Source organism: Campylobacter sp. BCW_6465 (assembly GCF_001762815.1).
In the GTDB taxonomy this organism is placed as follows: Bacteria; Campylobacterota; Campylobacteria; order Campylobacterales; family Campylobacteraceae; genus Campylobacter_D; species Campylobacter_D jejuni.
In genome coordinates, this window is record NZ_MJXN01000112.1 from 327,083 (window position 1) to 343,897 (window position 16,815).

General features: G+C 28.3%; 17 protein-coding genes and 3 pseudogenes. 9 read left to right on the forward strand and 11 right to left on the reverse strand.

Annotation, left to right across the window (positions count from 1 at the left end; all coding sequences use genetic code 11):
• Position 1: 1 nt before the first annotated feature.
• A complete protein-coding gene (locus tag AJ886_RS09810) occupies positions 2–1,267 on the forward strand; it encodes a (Fe-S)-binding protein (RefSeq protein WP_053872888.1) in 1,266 nt (421 codons plus the stop codon).
• A pseudogene (locus tag AJ886_RS09815) lies at positions 1,264–2,024 on the forward strand (DUF5416 family protein). The gene AJ886_RS09810 and the pseudogene AJ886_RS09815 overlap by 4 nt, the downstream one beginning before the upstream one ends.
• A 2-nt stretch (positions 2,025–2,026) precedes the next feature.
• Here the strand turns inward: AJ886_RS09815 and AJ886_RS09820 are convergent.
• Positions 2,027–2,233, reverse strand: coding sequence for a membrane protein (locus AJ886_RS09820; RefSeq protein ID WP_002853356.1), 207 nt, complete (start codon positions 2,231–2,233; stop codon positions 2,027–2,029).
• 232 nt (positions 2,234–2,465) lie between these two features.
• On the opposite strand from AJ886_RS09820, the gene AJ886_RS09830 reads away from it, so the two are divergent.
• Positions 2,466–3,686: a CynX/NimT family MFS transporter gene (locus AJ886_RS09830; protein ID WP_002861726.1), complete on the forward strand. Its 1,221-nt coding sequence runs from the start codon at positions 2,466–2,468 to the stop codon at positions 3,684–3,686.
• Between the two features lies 1 nt (position 3,687).
• A complete protein-coding gene (locus tag AJ886_RS09835; protein ID WP_044779510.1) occupies positions 3,688–4,839 on the forward strand; it encodes a M20 aminoacylase family protein in 1,152 nt (383 codons plus the stop codon).
• 3 nt (positions 4,840–4,842) lie between these two features.
• On the opposite strand, the gene AJ886_RS09840 is transcribed toward AJ886_RS09835, so the two are convergent.
• Entirely contained in the window at positions 4,843–5,583 is a 741-nt protein-coding gene (locus AJ886_RS09840; RefSeq protein ID WP_070287624.1) for a YaaA family protein, read from the reverse strand.
• 91 nt (positions 5,584–5,674) lie between these two features.
• Positions 5,675–6,793 (reverse strand): lipoprotein adhesin JlpA, encoded by a 1,119-nt coding sequence (jlpA, locus tag AJ886_RS09845; protein WP_070276548.1) that lies wholly within the window; start codon positions 6,791–6,793, stop codon positions 5,675–5,677.
• A gap of 221 nt (positions 6,794–7,014) precedes the next feature.
• Between jlpA and AJ886_RS09850 the strand changes: the two genes are divergently transcribed.
• Both AJ886_RS09850 and AJ886_RS09855 read left to right on the forward strand, forming a co-directional pair.
• The gene (locus AJ886_RS09850) at positions 7,015–7,854 is read left to right on the forward strand and encodes a cysteine ABC transporter substrate-binding protein (protein WP_070233108.1); all 840 of its coding nucleotides are present in this window, start codon (positions 7,015–7,017) and stop codon (positions 7,852–7,854) included.
• Between the two features lie 39 nt (positions 7,855–7,893).
• On the forward strand, positions 7,894–9,141 hold the full coding sequence (locus tag AJ886_RS09855) for an MFS transporter (protein WP_044779505.1): 1,248 nt from the start codon (positions 7,894–7,896) through the stop codon (positions 9,139–9,141).
• On the opposite strand, the gene AJ886_RS09860 is transcribed toward AJ886_RS09855, so the two are convergent.
• Entirely contained in the window at positions 9,124–10,392 is a 1,269-nt protein-coding gene (locus tag AJ886_RS09860; protein ID WP_044779504.1) for a M20/M25/M40 family metallo-hydrolase, read from the reverse strand. The two genes, AJ886_RS09855 and AJ886_RS09860, sit on opposite strands and share 18 nt — an antisense overlap.
• 67 nt (positions 10,393–10,459) lie before the next feature.
• On the opposite strand from AJ886_RS09860, the gene AJ886_RS09865 reads away from it, so the two are divergent.
• Together AJ886_RS09865 and AJ886_RS09870 are read left to right on the forward strand one after the other, a co-directional pair.
• Complete coding sequence (locus tag AJ886_RS09865; RefSeq protein WP_070233110.1) at positions 10,460–10,987, forward strand: thermonuclease family protein; 528 nt, start codon at positions 10,460–10,462, stop codon at positions 10,985–10,987.
• Between the two features lie 8 nt (positions 10,988–10,995).
• Positions 10,996–11,169, forward strand: coding sequence for a hypothetical protein (locus AJ886_RS09870; protein WP_044779503.1), 174 nt, complete (start codon positions 10,996–10,998; stop codon positions 11,167–11,169).
• On the opposite strand, the gene AJ886_RS09875 is transcribed toward AJ886_RS09870, so the two are convergent.
• The 4 genes and pseudogenes from AJ886_RS09875 to AJ886_RS10945 form a co-directional block, all read right to left on the reverse strand.
• Positions 11,170–11,748 carry a hypothetical protein gene (locus AJ886_RS09875; RefSeq protein WP_002873190.1) on the reverse strand — a complete coding sequence of 193 codons (579 nt, stop codon included), beginning with the start codon at positions 11,746–11,748 and terminating at the stop codon, positions 11,170–11,172. It lies immediately after the preceding gene.
• A gap of 72 nt (positions 11,749–11,820) precedes the next feature.
• Positions 11,821–12,711 carry a tRNA 5-methoxyuridine(34)/uridine 5-oxyacetic acid(34) synthase CmoB gene (gene cmoB / locus AJ886_RS09880; RefSeq protein ID WP_074470040.1) on the reverse strand — a complete coding sequence of 297 codons (891 nt, stop codon included), beginning with the start codon at positions 12,709–12,711 and terminating at the stop codon, positions 11,821–11,823.
• Between the two features lie 73 nt (positions 12,712–12,784).
• Positions 12,785–13,255, reverse strand: a pseudogene (locus AJ886_RS10415) (ShlB/FhaC/HecB family hemolysin secretion/activation protein); the annotation flags it as partial.
• A gap of 39 nt (positions 13,256–13,294) precedes the next feature.
• Positions 13,295–13,864: pseudogene (locus tag AJ886_RS10945) on the reverse strand (hypothetical protein); the annotation flags it as partial.
• A 306-nt stretch (positions 13,865–14,170) separates the two neighbouring features.
• Between AJ886_RS10945 and AJ886_RS09895 the strand changes: the two are divergent.
• The gene (locus AJ886_RS09895; RefSeq protein ID WP_002871461.1) at positions 14,171–14,545 is read left to right on the forward strand and encodes a YbgC/FadM family acyl-CoA thioesterase; all 375 of its coding nucleotides are present in this window, start codon (positions 14,171–14,173) and stop codon (positions 14,543–14,545) included.
• Here the strand turns inward: AJ886_RS09895 and AJ886_RS09900 are convergent.
• From AJ886_RS09900 to AJ886_RS09910, 3 genes are read right to left on the reverse strand one after another with little or no spacing between them, the layout of a single operon-like run.
• Positions 14,537–15,727 (reverse strand): hypothetical protein, encoded by a 1,191-nt coding sequence (locus AJ886_RS09900; RefSeq protein WP_070233116.1) that lies wholly within the window; start codon positions 15,725–15,727, stop codon positions 14,537–14,539. The two genes, AJ886_RS09895 and AJ886_RS09900, sit on opposite strands and share 9 nt — an antisense overlap.
• Positions 15,724–16,332: a uracil-DNA glycosylase family protein gene (locus AJ886_RS10645; RefSeq protein ID WP_070210213.1), complete on the reverse strand. Its 609-nt coding sequence runs from the start codon at positions 16,330–16,332 to the stop codon at positions 15,724–15,726. Before AJ886_RS10645 ends, AJ886_RS09900 begins: the two co-directional genes overlap by 4 nt.
• Complete coding sequence (locus AJ886_RS09910) at positions 16,329–16,808, reverse strand: GNAT family N-acetyltransferase (RefSeq protein ID WP_002867426.1); 480 nt, start codon at positions 16,806–16,808, stop codon at positions 16,329–16,331. The genes AJ886_RS10645 and AJ886_RS09910 overlap by 4 nt, the downstream gene beginning before the upstream one ends.
• Positions 16,809–16,815: the final 7 nt, after the last annotated feature.

Sequence of the window (16,815 nt, forward strand, 5' to 3'; positions counted from 1 at the left end):
GATGAAATTTAGTCAAATAAGTGATGCTTGTGTTAAATGTGGCAAATGTATACCTGTTTGTACTATACATGAAGAAAATCGCGATGAAATTACCAGTCCAAGAGGATTTTTAGATCTTTTATCTGCTTATAAAGAGGGAATTCTAGAACTTGATAAAGAAGCTAAGAAAGTTTTTGAATCTTGTTTTTTATGTACCAATTGTGTTGAAGTGTGTCCAAGTAAATTAAGAGTAGATAATGCCATAGAAGAAGTTCGTTATGACATAGCTAAAAAATTTGGTATAGCTTGGTATAAAAAACTTATTTTTTTCTTTTTAAGAAGACGCACAATTTTAGATTTGGTAGCTAAGCTTGGCTATGTGTTTCAAAGTTGTGCGTTTAAAATTCAAAATGAGAATGAAAATACAGGTATGAAGGCAAGATTTTCCATGCCTTTTGTTAAAAAGGGAAGATTACTTACAAGTTTTAATAAAAAAAGTTTCTTAAATTCTAATCCAAAATTTATCAATAATGATGGAGAAAAAACAATAGGTTTTTTTGTAGGTTGTTTGGCGAATTATTTTTACATAGATACGGCTAATGCAGTGCTTAAAATCACTAGGGAATTAAAAATCAATGTGGATTTGATGAAAGAACAAGTGTGTTGTGGAGCGCCGCAATTTTTTACGGGTGATTTTAAAAGTGTTGAAGTTTTGGCTAAAAAAAATATTGAGTATTTTGAAAAAAAATTAGAAAAATTAGATGCTATTATAGTTCCTGAGGCCACTTGTTCGGCTATGTTAAAGATAGATTATGAACATTTTTTTATAATGCAAAATGATTTAGACTGGGCAAAACGCGCAAAATGTGTGTCATCTAAGATATATATGGCTAGCGAGTATTTTTATAAATTTACTTCTTTGGAAGAAATTTTAAAAACAAAAAATAAATTTAATTATAGCATTACTTATCACGATCCTTGCCATGCAAGAAAAATGCAAGGGGTTTTTAAAGAGCCAAGAGAACTTTTAAAAACAAATTATCATTTTGTGGAAATGAGTAATTCTAATACTTGTTGCGGTTTTGGCGGGGTGAGTATGCAAACGGATTATTATGATAAAGCCTTAAGTGTAGGGCTTAAAAAAGCACAAATGATCGATGAAAGTAAGGCTAGTGTGGTAAGTGCCGAGTGTTCAGCTTGTAGAATGCAAATTTCAAATGCATTAGAACAAAATTCAAGTAAGGTTGTTTTTGCTAGTCCTTTAGAGCTTATAGCAAAAGCTTTGTGATGATGAAGATAGTATTTAAAGGCAAAAGTTCTGAATATGAAATTCAAAGATCGTGCTTTTGTGTTGATGCTTTTGTGATTAAAGATAAGATTGAAGAACGAGATGGTGTTGATTTTATCACTTCAAATATAGAGCTTTTGGAATTTAGTGATGACAGTTTTACTTTTGAAGAAATTGTAAAACATTTTAATATTTGTAATAGTGAAGATATGATTATCGTTGAAGATTTTGACATGAAATCAAACAAAGATAATCAAAACAAGAAGATAATATAAAACACAACATCTTAAAATCCGAAAAAATAATACATGAAAACACAAAACAAATAAGTATGCAATTTAAAAATTTAAAATTTTTTTCAAGAATTTTTAAAAATGAAAATTTTCTTTCTGATTTTAAAGAAAGCAAGCAAGAAGTTGTTGCTATCAAAAAACATGAAAAACTTGAAATTTTTAAAAATTTATCTCAAGAAGATCAAGAAATTAGCTTTGTTAAAATTGAAATTTTAAATTATGATAGTAATGAAGATAGTTTAAGTTTTAATCTTGATATATTTCCAAGCGGTATGAGCTATAAGTATGGAATTTTAAAAGGTTCTATGCATATTATTTTACAAGGTAAAACTTCTAGTACGATGCTTTTTCCGTTTTTAAAAAGCATGATTTATAAAAATAAAAGCGAAAATTCAAGTGAAAAAATTTTTACTTTAATGATAAATCAGAAAAAGCACTATAAACTTATCGCAAATCTTTCTTAGTTTTATTTTATTATATTTTCTATATTAGAGCGATTTTTTTCAATTAAAGAGCGATTTTTTTGAGTTGTTTCTTTAAGATCGGCTATATCTTCTTTCATATTTTGTATGTTTTGGTTGAGTAATTTTATCTTTTTTTCATAGCGAGTAACGATGATAAAGACTACAAATAAAAATATAATAATCAAAAAAATAAATGCTAAAAATTCCATATTTTTCCTTTTTAAAACTAGATTTTGAAATATATCATTTAAATACTTCAAAAAACTTTTATGGGTTTTTATTTTGTATTTTAGTTTTTTTATCTTTAAACTTATATATAAATTTTCAAAAAGTAACAAAAAAATATATAAAAAAATAATTAAATTAAAAAAATAATCAAAGATAATAAATATCTCATTTTTTTATGTTATATTTTAATAAATATCCAAAAAGGATTTTAATATGGAAAAATCACTTTTATTTCATTTTAGACGCATTGGGGTTGAATTTATTATTTTTAGTGTTTATGCTGTTTTTAGTATCTCTTGGGCAGCAACAGGGTCTTTAATGCCCTTGATTTCAAATGATCTTGCTCTAAATACTCAGCAAGCTACTTTAATCACTAGTATGATAGTAGTTGCGAAAATTTTTGGTGCTTCATTTACTGCTTTTTTGGTTTATAAATTCGGATTAAAAAAGGGATATTTTTTAGGCTGTATTTTAATGAGTTCGGGTATCTTTTTAAGTTTTGTAGATAGTTATAGTGGTATTTTGATTATAAGATTTTTAACAGGGCTTGGTTCAGCTTGTGCTTTAGTTTGTTTAGTGCCTATTGCACAACAATGGTTTGAAAAAAAAGCTTTACATTTTGTAATTAGTTTTAATATGACTTCAAATTTGGTAGGCATTACCCTAGGACTTGTTTTAGCTGAAAGTATCTCAAATTATTTTGGAAATTGGAGAGATTCTTTATCATTTTATGCTTGGATTAATTTGATTTTATTGATTTTGTGGCTTTTTGTAGGTAAAGATGAGAATAAAAAAGAAGAAAAAAAGAATAATGCAAAAGATCTTATTTATGCTCTAAAATCTCGTGTTACTTGGGGTATGATTATTTTTTACATAGGGCCTATTTTATTTTTAAATTCTCTTTTTACTTTTTTACCAACTTTTTATGCGCAATATGCGGGTTTTAGTAAAGAATTAGCTGATTTTGCTAAAAAAGAAATTCCAGCCTTGGCTAATTTTGCTATTATTTTTGGTCCTTATCTTGGATTATTTTTTAAAAGAAAAAATATTTCTTTTAAAATAATGCTATTGTCTGGAGGAGCGTGTATTTTTATATGCGGATTTTGTATGTTGTTTTTACAAAATTTAGTATTGATACAGATTTTTGCTGTGTTATCAGGCATTTTTTATTCTATGTGGTTTCCATTTTTCTTTAATCTACCTTCAGAATTAAAAAATTCTAATCCAAATCAAACTGCTTATATTATGAGTGCTTTTTGGAGTATTACCTTTGTTATACTATCATTTAACCTATGGGTAGTATCTTGGAGTGTTGATAAAACCCATAGTTTTACTTTGGGTTTTGTTTATATTTTTGCTTTGATTTTTATTTCAGCGATCTTAGCACAATTTGTTTTACCTAGAAGAGAAAATTTTATACAAGGAGAAAAATAGAATGAATTTAATTCCAGAAATACTAGACTTACAAGGCGAATTTGAAAAAATTCGTCATCAAATTCATGAAAATCCTGAGCTTGGTTTTGATGAATTATGTACTGCAAAATTAGTGGCGCAAAAATTAAAAGAATTTGGTTATGAGGTTTATGAAGAAATAGGAAAAACAGGTGTTGTGGGGGTTTTAAAAAAGGGAAATAACGATAAAAAAATAGGACTTCGTGCAGATATGGATGCTTTGCCTTTACAAGAATGCACAAATTTGCCTTATAAAAGCAAAAAAGAAAATGTAATGCATGCTTGCGGTCATGATGGACATACTACTTCTTTATTGCTTGCTGCAAAGTATTTAGCAAATCAGAATTTTAATGGCACTCTAAATCTTTATTTTCAACCTGCTGAAGAGGGTTTGGGTGGTGCTAAGGCAATGATAGAAGATGGATTGTTTGAAAAATTTGATAGTGATTATGTTTTTGGATGGCACAATATGCCTTTTGGTAGCGATAAGAAATTTTATCTTAAAAAAGGTGCGATGATGGCTTCTTCGGATAGTTATAGCATTGAAGTTATTGGAAGAGGTGGTCATGGAAGTGCTCCAGAAAAGGCAAAAGATCCTATTTATGCTGCTTCTTTACTTGTGGTGGCTTTGCAAAGTATAGTATCTCGCAATGTTGATCCTCAAAATTCAGCAGTTATAAGCATAGGAGCTTTTAATGCAGGGCATGCTTTTAATATCATTCCAGATATTGCAACGATTAAAATGAGTGTTAGAGCATTAGATAATGAAACTAGAAAACTAACTGAAGAAAAAATTTATAAAATTTGTAAAGGTATTGCACAGGCTAATGATATAGAGATTAAAATCAATAAAAATGTTGTTGCACCAGTGACTATGAACAACGATGAAGCTGTGGATTTTGCTAGTGAGGTTGCAAAAGAATTATTTGGCGAAAAAAATTGTGAATTTAATCATCGTCCTTTAATGGCAAGTGAGGATTTTGGATTTTTTTGCGAAATGAAAAAATGTGCCTATGCTTTTTTAGAAAATGAAAACGACATTTATTTACATAATTCTAGTTATGTTTTTAATGATAAGCTTTTAGCTAGGGCTGCAAGTTATTATGCGAAGCTAGCTTTAAAATACTTAAAATAAAAACTAATCTAGAATTTCAAGCACAATTTCTTCCTTTAAACCTTTGATTTGAATTTCTTTGAGTTTTAGGTTTGAAGGAAGGTTTGCTAAAAGCTCTTTATTGTTTTTTACTTGTTTTTTTGCACTTATGGAGAGTAAAATTCCCCTATAAGCTTTAGCAAAATGACTGATGACTTTACCATTTTTTACAAATTTATAGGTATAAAATTTCTTTTTTGGGGTATAGAATTTATCATAAAATCCTGCTCTAAGGTCAAGTATTTCTTCATTTTCCAAGTATTCATCTAAGGCTTTACTAAAATGTTCTTTATAAAATTTCTCTATGACAAAATTTCCTATTTTAGCCCCTTGCTTGAATTTATAAAAGGGTAGGGTATCATTAGCTCTTACAACGCCAAAAAGATTAGAAAATATAAGAGTATTTTCTAAAATATAAGCTTGACTTTTTTTATCTAAAGCTTTAAAATTAAGATATTCATAACTTACCCCAGTATAAAGCAATATAGCTTCTTGAGTGGGAGCTTGTTTTAAATTGTGTTTAAATTTATCAATTTCATTTTCATTTTTAATGCCAAAAAGTTCTTGTAAATTCTGTAAACTTGCGTTTTTGATAAATTCTTCATAATGCTTTAAAGCTTTTATTCTACAAGGAAATAATTCTTTAAATATAAATGAGTTTTCATTGATAGGATTTTTTACGCAATTTTCATTTTTGCTTTCACTAGGGGAGAATAAAATTTTCATTTTAGCCTTTTTTTGTTAATGTTATGAAACATTAAGAGCAAAGAATTTAATCTTGCTTTTAATGTTTTTGAAGTTTTTATCATTTTAAAATTTAAAACGACGCTCCGCCCATTAACATAGAAAACATGATAAATGGAAGTATAATTTTTAACGCTTCTGTGGCGTCTTGATTGTTGATGCTTAGTTTTTCTATGCTGTCGATTCCTTGTGTGCTATAGTCACTAACAGGGATGTTTTTAAATTTTAAATCAAGATTGAGTTTATAATCATCATTTTGAGTGATATTGTTTAAAATAGCTAAAGCTTTATCAAAGATTAATGTTTGTTCTTCATTTTGACTTTGAGCTTTTAAGGTTTGTAAATTTTCCTTAGCAGTTGCTATATAGCTACTAAATACGCCTTCGGTTTTAAGAGTTGAATCAATTTTAAAATTATTTAAGATGATGTATTTTTGGATTGTATTGCTAAAATCTGAAGCTTGTTCGTAGTTTGCTATATTAAGAAGTTCATTGATAGCTTGTTCATCCATAGCTAAAGTTTGAGTGTTAAATTTTATACCCTTAGAATCAAGGTAATTAAGTAGATCTTCTTTTAGATTTATATTTAGATTTGTATTGAAATTTAATTTTGCGTTATAAAATTTTATATTAAGATTATCTAGATAATTGTTTTCTTGTTTGTTTATGGAGTTATCAAATGATAAAGTATAAGAATCCGAGCTTAATTTATTGATAAAAGAGCTGATTTTTGGATCTTGTTGAAATAAGCTTGCATTGATGTCACTAACAACTTTTTCTCCAAGTTTAAAATCTTCAAAAACCAAATTTGATTGTATGCTTTTTTGGTTTTTAAAAAGATCGTTGTAATATTCTTTAATGTTAATTGATGTATTTGCTTCGCCTTTGTAAATTTCATTTGAGCGAATTTTGATATTTTTTGCTTGAAATAGTTCTTGATACTCATCGTTGTTATCTTTTGCAAGAGTTTTGAAATTTGAACTTAAACACGCTATAAAATCACCATCTGCATTGCATTTAAAATCAGAAAATTCAATCTTTATTCCAGAATCCTGAGAAAGGTTTGCAATTTCTTGTTTAACTGTTTGATTTAGTTGATTTTCATATTTTTTAACTGTTTTTTCATCTATGGAATTTCCGCAAGCTGAAAACAAAACAGCTATTCCAATAGAGAGAAAAATACCTTTTTTCATAGTTTTCTCCTTAAAAATTTTTAAAACAAAGATTATATCTTTTTTTACTTAAAATTTAAACAATGCTAAAAGAGAGTGTGAGATTAATTACATTTTTACACATAGGAAAATCTTTTTAGTTTGTTTCAAATGCATTATTTATAATTTTAAGTATAATTAAGTTTGCAATTATTATATATTTTTGCAATAGCTTTAAGCTTATTTTTAAAGAAAGGAAATGTATGAAAAAAATACTTCTAAGTGTTTTAACGGCCTTTGTTGCAGTAGTATTGGCTGCTTGTGGAGGAAATTCTGACTCTAAAACTTTAAATTCTCTTGATAAGATCAAGCAAAATGGAGTTATTAGGATTGGGGTATTTGGCGATAAACCACCTTTTGGTTATGTGGATGAAAAAGGAAACAATCAAGGCTATGATATAGCTTTAGCTAAACGCATAGCAAAAGAACTTTTTGGCGATGAAAATAAGGTGCAATTTGTTCTTGTTGAAGCTGCAAATAGGGTTGAGTTTTTAAAATCAAATAAAGTAGATATTATTTTGGCTAATTTTACTCAAACTCCAGAAAGATCTGAACAGGTTGATTTTTGCTTGCCTTATATGAAGGTAGCTTTAGGCGTAGCTGTGCCAAAGGATAGTAATATAACTAGCGTAGAAGATTTAAAAGATAAAACTTTACTTTTAAACAAAGGCACAACAGCGGATGCGTATTTTACGCAAAATTATCCTAATATTAAAACTTTAAAATACGATCAAAATACTGAAACTTTTGCCGCTTTGATGGATAAAAGAGGCGATGCTTTAAGTCATGATAATACCTTGCTTTTTGCTTGGGTGAAAGATCATCCTGATTTTAAAATGGGTATCAAAGAGTTAGGTAACAAAGATGTTATCGCACCAGCAGTTAAAAAAGGTGATAAAGAACTTAAAGAATTTATCGATAATTTGATCATTAAACTAGGCCAAGAGCAGTTTTTTCACAAGGCTTATGATGAAACTTTAAAAGTTCATTTTGGAGATGATGTTAAGGCTGATGATGTAGTGATTGAAGGTGGAAAAATTTAATAAAGGGCTTTTTGCCCTTTAGTTGATTTAGGATAAAATATGCAAAAAAAATACAAAAATATTATTTATGCTTCTTTGGGTGGAATTTTAGAATTTTATGATTTTGTGCTTTTTGCTTTTTTTTTGGATATTTTTGCTAAGGTATTCTTTCCGCAAAATGATGCTTTTTGGATGCAGATAAATGCTTATATAGCCTTTGGTGCTGCTTATTTAGCGCGTCCTTTTGGTTCTATTGTGATGGCACATTTTGCTGATAGATATGGAAGAAAGAATATTTTTTATATTTCTATGCTTTTGATGGTTTTGCCTAGTTTTGCTTTAGCTTTTTTGCCAAGTTATGAAAGTATAGGTATATTTGCTACTTTGATTTTATTCACTATTCGTATTTTGCAAGGTTTAGCCGTTGGAACTGAGGTGAGCGGAGCTTGGATTTATGTGAGCGAATTTGTCAAAGGGTGCCAAATTCCTTTAGCTCTTGGTTTTATTTCAGCGACTTTAACCATAGGTTTATTGCTAGGAAATATTGCCACTTTAGGCATAAGATCTTATTTTACCCCAGAAGAAGTTCAAAGCTATGCTTGGAGAATTCCTTTTATCATAGGAGGATTTTTTGGAATTTTAGCTTTGTTTTTAAGAAATAAACTCAGCGAAACTCCAGAATTTATAAAAGTTCAAAATGAAAAGAAAATTTTAAATTTTCCATTGTTTGAAGCTTTAAAAACTCATAAAATGAGTATGCTTGTTTGTTTTTTAATGACTATGGTTTTAACAAGCGGTGTGGCAACTTTGATGATTTTGCCTAAGTATTTTGAAAGTCTTTTAGCTATGAGTAAAACTTCTGCTTTATGGGTGCAAAATTTTGCTATTTTAGCGGTGATTTTTGGAGCTTTATTTCAAGGTTTTTTAGCAAGCAAATGGGGAAGCTATAGGATTTGTTCTATTTTTAGTATAGCTTTTATTATTTTTGGTGTGCTTTTTAGTTTTTATGATGAGAATTTTTTATTTTATTTTTTACTGGCTTGTTTTGCACAAGGTATTATTACTTTCGCGCCTGTTTTTATGACGCAAATTTTTAAAAGCGAACTTAAATTTAGCGGGCTTAGTTTTGCTTATAATATTTCTTATGCGATTTTAGGTTTTTTAACCCCTTTTATAGTCAATGCTTTTTATAAAGAGTATTTAGGTATTTATCTTGCTATAGTGGGATCTTGCTCCTTGCTTTGTGTGTTTTTGTTAAAACGCGTTTTTGCAAGAAGCAAGATTAAAGAATTAAGCATTGTCTTTTAAAACTTCAAAAACAACCTTAGATATTTTTTCAACTGAAGCGATTTCGCAATGCTCATCAGTTGAATGAGGATTATGGATATTTGGACCTATAGAAGCGCATAAAAGCTCTTGTTTTTTCTCTATAATGCCACACTCAAGCCCTGCATGGATAGCTGAAACTTTGGCATTAGGCGATACTTTTTTAAGCGCTTTAAAAACCATGTCGCTAAGTGCGTTTGGTTTGCCTTCCCAAGGTGGATAGAAATTAAAACTTCTTACTTTAAAATCAAAAGCCTTGAAAAATTCTAAAGTTTCAAATTCTACTTGCTTAAGTCCATCAAGTATATTAGATCTTGCAAAAAGTGCGAATTTGATTTGTTTATCTTGCATTCTTAAAGTAGCTAGGTTAATGCTTGTTTGAATTATACCTAGATTTTCATCATAAGCTCTAACTCCATGAGTAAAAGAATTTATAAGGCTTAAAAGTTTGTTACTTTGATCGCAAATTTCAAATTCACCTTCTTCTTTAAAATCGCATTTTATCCAGTTATTGCTCTTTACTTCATTTTTAAAATGCACTAAAGCTTTGGCGTGTTTAGGTATAGAATTGATTCTTTCTCCACCTTCAAAAGAAATGATTTCTCCTTTATTTTCTTGTATGAATTTAGCCATTTCTTTGATGGAGCTTTTTTCGTTGCGTACGATATTTATGCCTGAGTGTCCACCTTTAAAATTTTGCGCGCAAAGCTCATAAATTTTACCCTTTTTTCTAAGGGTATTAAAAGGCAAGCTAGCTTCTATATCTACTCCACCTGCACAGCCTATCATGATCTCATCATCGCTTTCATGATCTAAATTTAAAAGCATTTTAGATTCTAAAGTGTGCTCGAGTGAATTCACTCCCATGAGTCCTACTTCTTCATCGTTTGTAAAAAGACACTCTAAATTTTCAAATTCAGCCATAGCGCTCATCATGATGGCTATACCTATACCATTATCCGCGCCAAGACTTGAATTTTTGGCTCTTAAAAAGCCATTTTCTTCATAAACTTCTAAGTTTGGTGCATCGCCCATACAGACCATATCATAATGGCTTTGTAAGCAAATTTTTGGTTTGCCTTTTATGGCACGGATATTTCCTGCTTTATCTACACTCACTTTAAAGCCTTTATCTTTAGCATAAGAGCTTAAAAATTCTTTCATTTGTTCTGTTTCATAACTGCAATGAGGAATTTTACATAATTGTTTAAAATTTTCTATAACATTTTGCATTTTATCTCCTTTGTTTTGATAAAATTATGGCATATTTTTTAAAATTTAAAGGCAAAATGATTAAAAAATGAGAATAAATTATAAAAAATTATTTAATTTAAGAAAATTACTAAGTGATCCAAAAAAACTTTTTTCTGTATTAATTTTTACTCTTGTAGTTGTTTTTATCCAGAATTATATTGCCCAAAATTCTAGTTTTGAAGGAAAAGTAGTTAGAATTATTGATGGAGATACTATAGAAGTTAATCATGAAAACAAACTCGCTAGAATAAGATTTTTTGGTATAGATGCACCAGAACTTAAGCAAAGTTTTGGAAAGCAATCAAAAGAAGCTTTAAGTAGAATTTTAAGCGGTAAACAAGTTGAAATTATTTATAAAAATAAAGATACTTATGGTAGAATTGTTGCTATTGTAAAGCTTAATAATGTTGATATTAATCAATTTTTAGTAAGCAAAGGCTATGCTTGGGCTGATACTTACTATAGTAATGCTTATATTAAAGAACAAGAAAATGCTAAGAAAAATCATTTAGGTCTTTGGAAAGAGGGTAATCCTATAGAGCCTTATAAATGGAGAAAACACAATAAATTCTAAGGAAAAACATGAAAAAATATACTTTAATGATACTATTAGTTTTAGGAATTTCTGGATGTTTTGTAAATGAAAGAGGAATTTCAAATCGTTTTTATGATGATTGCAAAGAATATTATGATGGAAGTGGAACTTATCATAAGGATTGCCCAAAGAATTGGGTGGATATTAAAATGACTCCTTGATTATTTTCCACCCACAGAGGCCATTAATGCAGCTGCTACGGCTTCTGGATTGTTGATTTTGGCACCTTGTTCTTGATTTTCTGTAGGTTTAACAGTATTAAGTGGCGGACGCTTGAGTTTAAATATATGCTCATCAGTGCTAACAACTTGTATCGTTCCTTCAAACATTTTAATTTCTTTAACATGCCCGACCACTTTTACATCTCTTTTTTTGGAGGTTTCGTCAAAAAGTGCATGAGCTTCAAGTTCTAAAACATCGCCTAATTTAAGCGGAGCATAAAAAAAACATTTTGATCCAATAATCACTGAAAATTCTTTATTGATAGAGGCTTGTGCTACATAGTTTGCTGCAGCGAAAATAAAGGCATCAAAAATCAATCCTTGATCATCTGCTACCATTTCGCTTGTGGTTATTAAAATTGATTTGGCATAGTTTTTATCAATTTCTATAATGGTTCCAGCAAGCGAGGTGTTTAATTCAGGACAAGTGAGTAATTCTGCTCTAACACGAGATATATCTTCTGCAGATGCGTATTCTTCAAGTTGTGCATATTCTTCAAAATTATCTTTTTTTGCCATATCTAACCTTTAAATTCTACTTATCTACTTCAAAATATCTAAAATTCAATATCGGCAAAAAATAAAAAGAATTTATATTTTAATGCGTATATAAACTCTTTTGGGTGCTTCATAGCCTTCAATGGTAAGATTTTTATCCTTTGGATCTAAGAAATTTTCCAGCGAAAAAGAGTCTATCCATTCTGTTTTTCTTTGTTCGTTTTCATCGGTTTTTTTTGTAGCCAAAACTTCAAATTCTTTAAATCCTGCTCTTTCACACCAGTTTTTTAATGCACTAATGCTTGGTACAAAATAAATATTTGGAATTTTAGAATAAGTTTTATTAGGCACAAGAGCGATTTCTCTCTCATCTTCTATATACATGGTATCTAAAAAAACAACTCCATTTTTATTAAGTCCTGCTTTTAAATCTTTTAGCATTTTTATAGGATCACTTCTATGATAAATCACCCCAAGACAGAAAATCACATCAAATTTCAAGCCATAGCTTGGAAGATCTTCTACGCCTAAAAGTTCGTATTCTATAGGAGTTTTAGCTAAAGCGTTAATGAGTTCAAATTGCAAACGGTATTTGATAGAAGGATCAAAACCTATGAGTTTTGCAGGATTAAATTCAAGCATTTTAAACATATAATAACCATTATTACAGCCTATATCAGCAACGCATTTTTGAGAAATTTCGTTCATAAAAGGCTTTAAAATATTAAATTTAATAAAACTTTGCCATTCTGTATCGATGAAAAGATCGTCTATTTTAAAAGGACCTTTTCTCCATGGTTTAAGTTCTTTTGTTATAGCTAGGATTTCATCTTTGGCTTGAGAATTTGTAGATAAATTTACACTATCATCTAAAGAAAAATTACAAGCAAGATTGAGAGCTTTAAGTTCTTGAATTTTAGCGTATAAAGGGTGATTTAGAAATTGTTTTTTGAGTAAATTTTCTTGCATTTTTATCCTTGACATTTGCTTTTAATGCTAAATTATAACATTAAAAGCTTTTATGGCAATATAAATCTCATATGTATTAAATATTTGATCAAAAATAAATTTTTAAAAACTCAAAATACTTCCCAAAACTCACATAAGCTTTAGAACTATAATCATCATTTTTATAAAGCTTTAGCTAAATCAAGCTTAACATAAAAATTTCCTGTTTTATTATAAAGCAGTTGCAAATCATAGGCATCCATATAGTTTGTTTCACTTACTCTATATAGTTTTAGAAACATTCTCACACCAAGAATAACCTATATCATAAAAAGGAGTGATATAAAAATCTTTCAAAGGAGTAGTCATTCTAAGTCCAAAGCTAGCTACTACAGCATTATCTCTATCTTCATTATTATAAACCCTTACTCCATAAGGACCTACCAAAGATATAGTTTTACTATTATCTAGTATAAATAGATTCATTAATAACTTGTTGATAATTTAAGCTAAAAAGATGAGTAAAGGTATCATTAAAGAAATAAGTATTGTTAAGATTGACATTAAGTTTAGCAAATTTTCAAATTCTACTCCATCTACTTTGCTTGTTTCTATACCTCATTAAGAAATTCATGCGTTGATTGCTTTTAGAACTGCTAAGATTTTTATATGAGTATCTTTAGGTTTAAGATAAAAAACTGAACTAAGTTCTCCTTGTTCTAATATAAGTTTATTATAACTTGCATTAGCATAATCGGTTTTTGCTATGATTAAAAAAGGAAGTGCTCTAACTGTTTTTATTACTATGATTAGCTGTATTGACACTATTAAAAGAAAGAACTTTATCTTCTCTCATATCAGAAGCAAGTAAATAATGTTTAAAATTTAAATCGTTTATATTTATAATATTAACTTTAGTATTGTTATAAATTAAAGTAATATTGTTAATATCATGTTTAGAACTCTTAGAATAATAATTTATACCTTGGGGTTTTTATAAGTAGAATTGGTTTTATCATAAAGTTTGTTATCATTAAAATAATACTCTGGAATATTGAAATTTCGATTGTCTGTAGTATTTGCTTGAGTGACTAAAAGCATTGATGCTTAAGAAGGTAACAATAGAAAGTTTAAAACAAAATTTCTCTACACCCCTCCCCGTGAAGTTAAAAAGCTTAATGGCTGGCATAGATATCCTTAAATATTGATTATTATATTTTAACTATTTAACAATATCTGTAAATATTATCAAAAGAAAGCGTAATTATAATATTCTTAAGTATATTAATTATAAATAAAATATTTAAATAATATTAATAATAAAAAAGTTATTTTTTAATTTTATTTTTTATAATATATATTTAATATTATTAAAAAGCTTTATTAAATTAATATTGGACGGAATTTTTAATATAAGCTAAAAAGCGATATCAAAGAATTTCCGTTGTATAATCTAAATGTTTTTTAAATGTAAAATATTTTTTAAGGTAAAGCGATGAAAATGCGTGTGTATTATGAAGATACTGATGCGGGTGGAGTGGTGTATCATAGTAATTATTTAAAATTTTGTGAGAGAGCAAGAAGTGAAATTTTTTTCAATAAAAAAGTAGATATTTTTGATGCGTCTAAGGGACATTTTTTGCTTGCAAAAGCAAATTGCAATTTCTTAAAACCTGCAAAACTTGGAGATATAATAGAGATTAAAACAAAAATTTTAGAAGTCAAAAATGCTTCTGTGGAAATTTCACAAGAAATTTATAAAGATGAAATTTTGCTTTTTAAAATGGAATTAACTTTAGCTTTTATTAAAAACGAAAAACCAGCTAGAATGGATATGCAGTTAAAAAAGCTCTTTGAAGAATTATTTTAATTCTTCAAAGCTTGCTTGTTTGCCTTGCATAAGACGCACTTTGTAATCAACTTGAGAATTTTTGATTTTCTCATCAAATAAACTTTCACTTTTTTTATTTAAGAATTCGGTATAAAAGTAATCAACTCCTATACTAGTGGCATAAGCAATCCAGTTATAATCTATACTTTGATTAAAAATTTCATTAAGATAGACTAAGTTATCATCGTGGTTATTGATAGAATTAGCAATGATGAAATTTTCTCTATCTCCTTGTTGTGTTAAACTTAAAAATGTTGGATTATAGTTGATTTGAGTGGATAAAAGCACATAAGGATGAATGTTATAAATTCTTAGTTGAGAACTTGCTAGAGCTGTTTTGATCAATGGAGTGTTAAAAAATATTGAGGCATTATTAACTCCGCCTTGTGATCTTAAAAGTCTGCTAAAATCAAGCTTCTCGCCTTCTATGGTATATATTCTAGCATTATTATTTTGAGCAAGAATTCTTGAATTTAGATTGCTTGATAAGGCAGAGCCATCGCTAAATATTGCGATATTAGCATTTGATTTGCTTAAAAGTGTGGTAATTTGAGCATCATAGTCAATACTTCCAAAAATAATATTTTGATTTGAAAATTGTATGTTGTTTTTATGGATGGTCGGTATAAAAATTTTCATATTTCCTGAGTAATTTTTCAACTCATTGGCACCTTTTAGAGTAAATCCAGCTATGGCATACTGATATCCTTGAGCTTGTGCTGCATCAAGCGCGGCTCGAATTTTATCACTATCTTCTGTGCCAGTTAAAAAAACTTTTACTTTGATTTCAGCTCTTTGTCTTAAAAGATAGGCTATGCTTGAATTTATTATAGTATTTGAGTAGCTTTTTATGGTTTTTTCTGGGATAATTATCGCAAGTTTAACAGAAGTAATTTTTTGAACATTTTTTTCAAAATCAGTAATGGAATTTAATAATTTTGCATAAACATTAGATAAAAATTGATCGTTTTGATCTGCAAATTCACTTAAAAAACTAAGATACAATCTTGATTCTAAAAGATCAAAAAGACAGTTTGCGTTGCATTCTTGAACGCTTAATTTAGGATAAAAATTTTCAACAGGTTTTACATCGACTAATTTTTGCTCTTTTGCACTAAGCAAAAAGCAAGATAAGAAAAATATTAAAAATATTTTTTTCATAAAAATCCTTTAATTTTTTTTAAATCTTGTATGAAATTTTTTTCATAACTTGGATTTTTTTCTATAAAATCTAAATCATAACTTGGCATTATGAAAAAATTTTTATAAGCAAAAACTTCACCTTTTAAAATGTGATAATCTTTAAATCCCAAGCTTTTAAATGTGTATTCTCCTAGACAAAGTAAAAAAGCAGGTTGAATCAGTTTTAGTTCGTTCCAGAAAAATGGTAAGCAAGATTGTAGCGAAAAATCATCAAATTTTCCATTACAAAAACATTTAAATAAATAAGAAAAATAAAAATCTTCATCGCAAAGCCCTAAAATTTGATAAATATAGTGTTTTAATTTTTCACCTTTTTTTGAATTAAGTAAAATTCCACTTTCATTTTCACTCTTTTGCCCAAAAACATCAAGAATTAGCAATTTGACATTTTTTATTTTAGGTTCCATAAGACTAAATTTTCTTGTTTTGGAAAATTGACATAAGGCGCAAGATGAAACAAGTTGTTTTAATTCTTGAAAATTTTGTGCTTGTTCAAAGCGGTTTATATGTGTATCAACAAAGTTAAATCCCATAGCTTTTAAATAATAAAGACTTCTTATCATAAATCACACAATTTTTCTAAATTTTCTCCACTTAGACGATAATTTCTCCATTGTTTAAGATGTTTAGCGTTTAAACTTTCATAAAAATTAATACCTAAAATATTATCATTTAAGCAAACCCAGTCGAGTCTTTTTAAATTTTCTTTTTTGCAAATTTCTCCTAAAAATTTAAAAACAGCTTTTCCATAACCTTTTTTACGAAAATTTTCTCGTATATAAATATCTTCAAGATAAATTCCACCGCTACCCCAAAAAGATGAAAAAGTATAAAAATAAATCATGTAGCCTATAGTTTTTTCATTTTCTTTTAACAAAAAAGCACGAGCAAATTTATTTTTTAGTAAAGAATGTTCCAGTTTTTCTTTCGTGCATTGAAGAAAATCTAACATATCTTCGTATTTTGCAAATTCTATGATCATTTCTTGTAAAATATCTAAATCTTCTTGTCTTAAATCAATAATTTTAAATTCTGACATTTTTAAC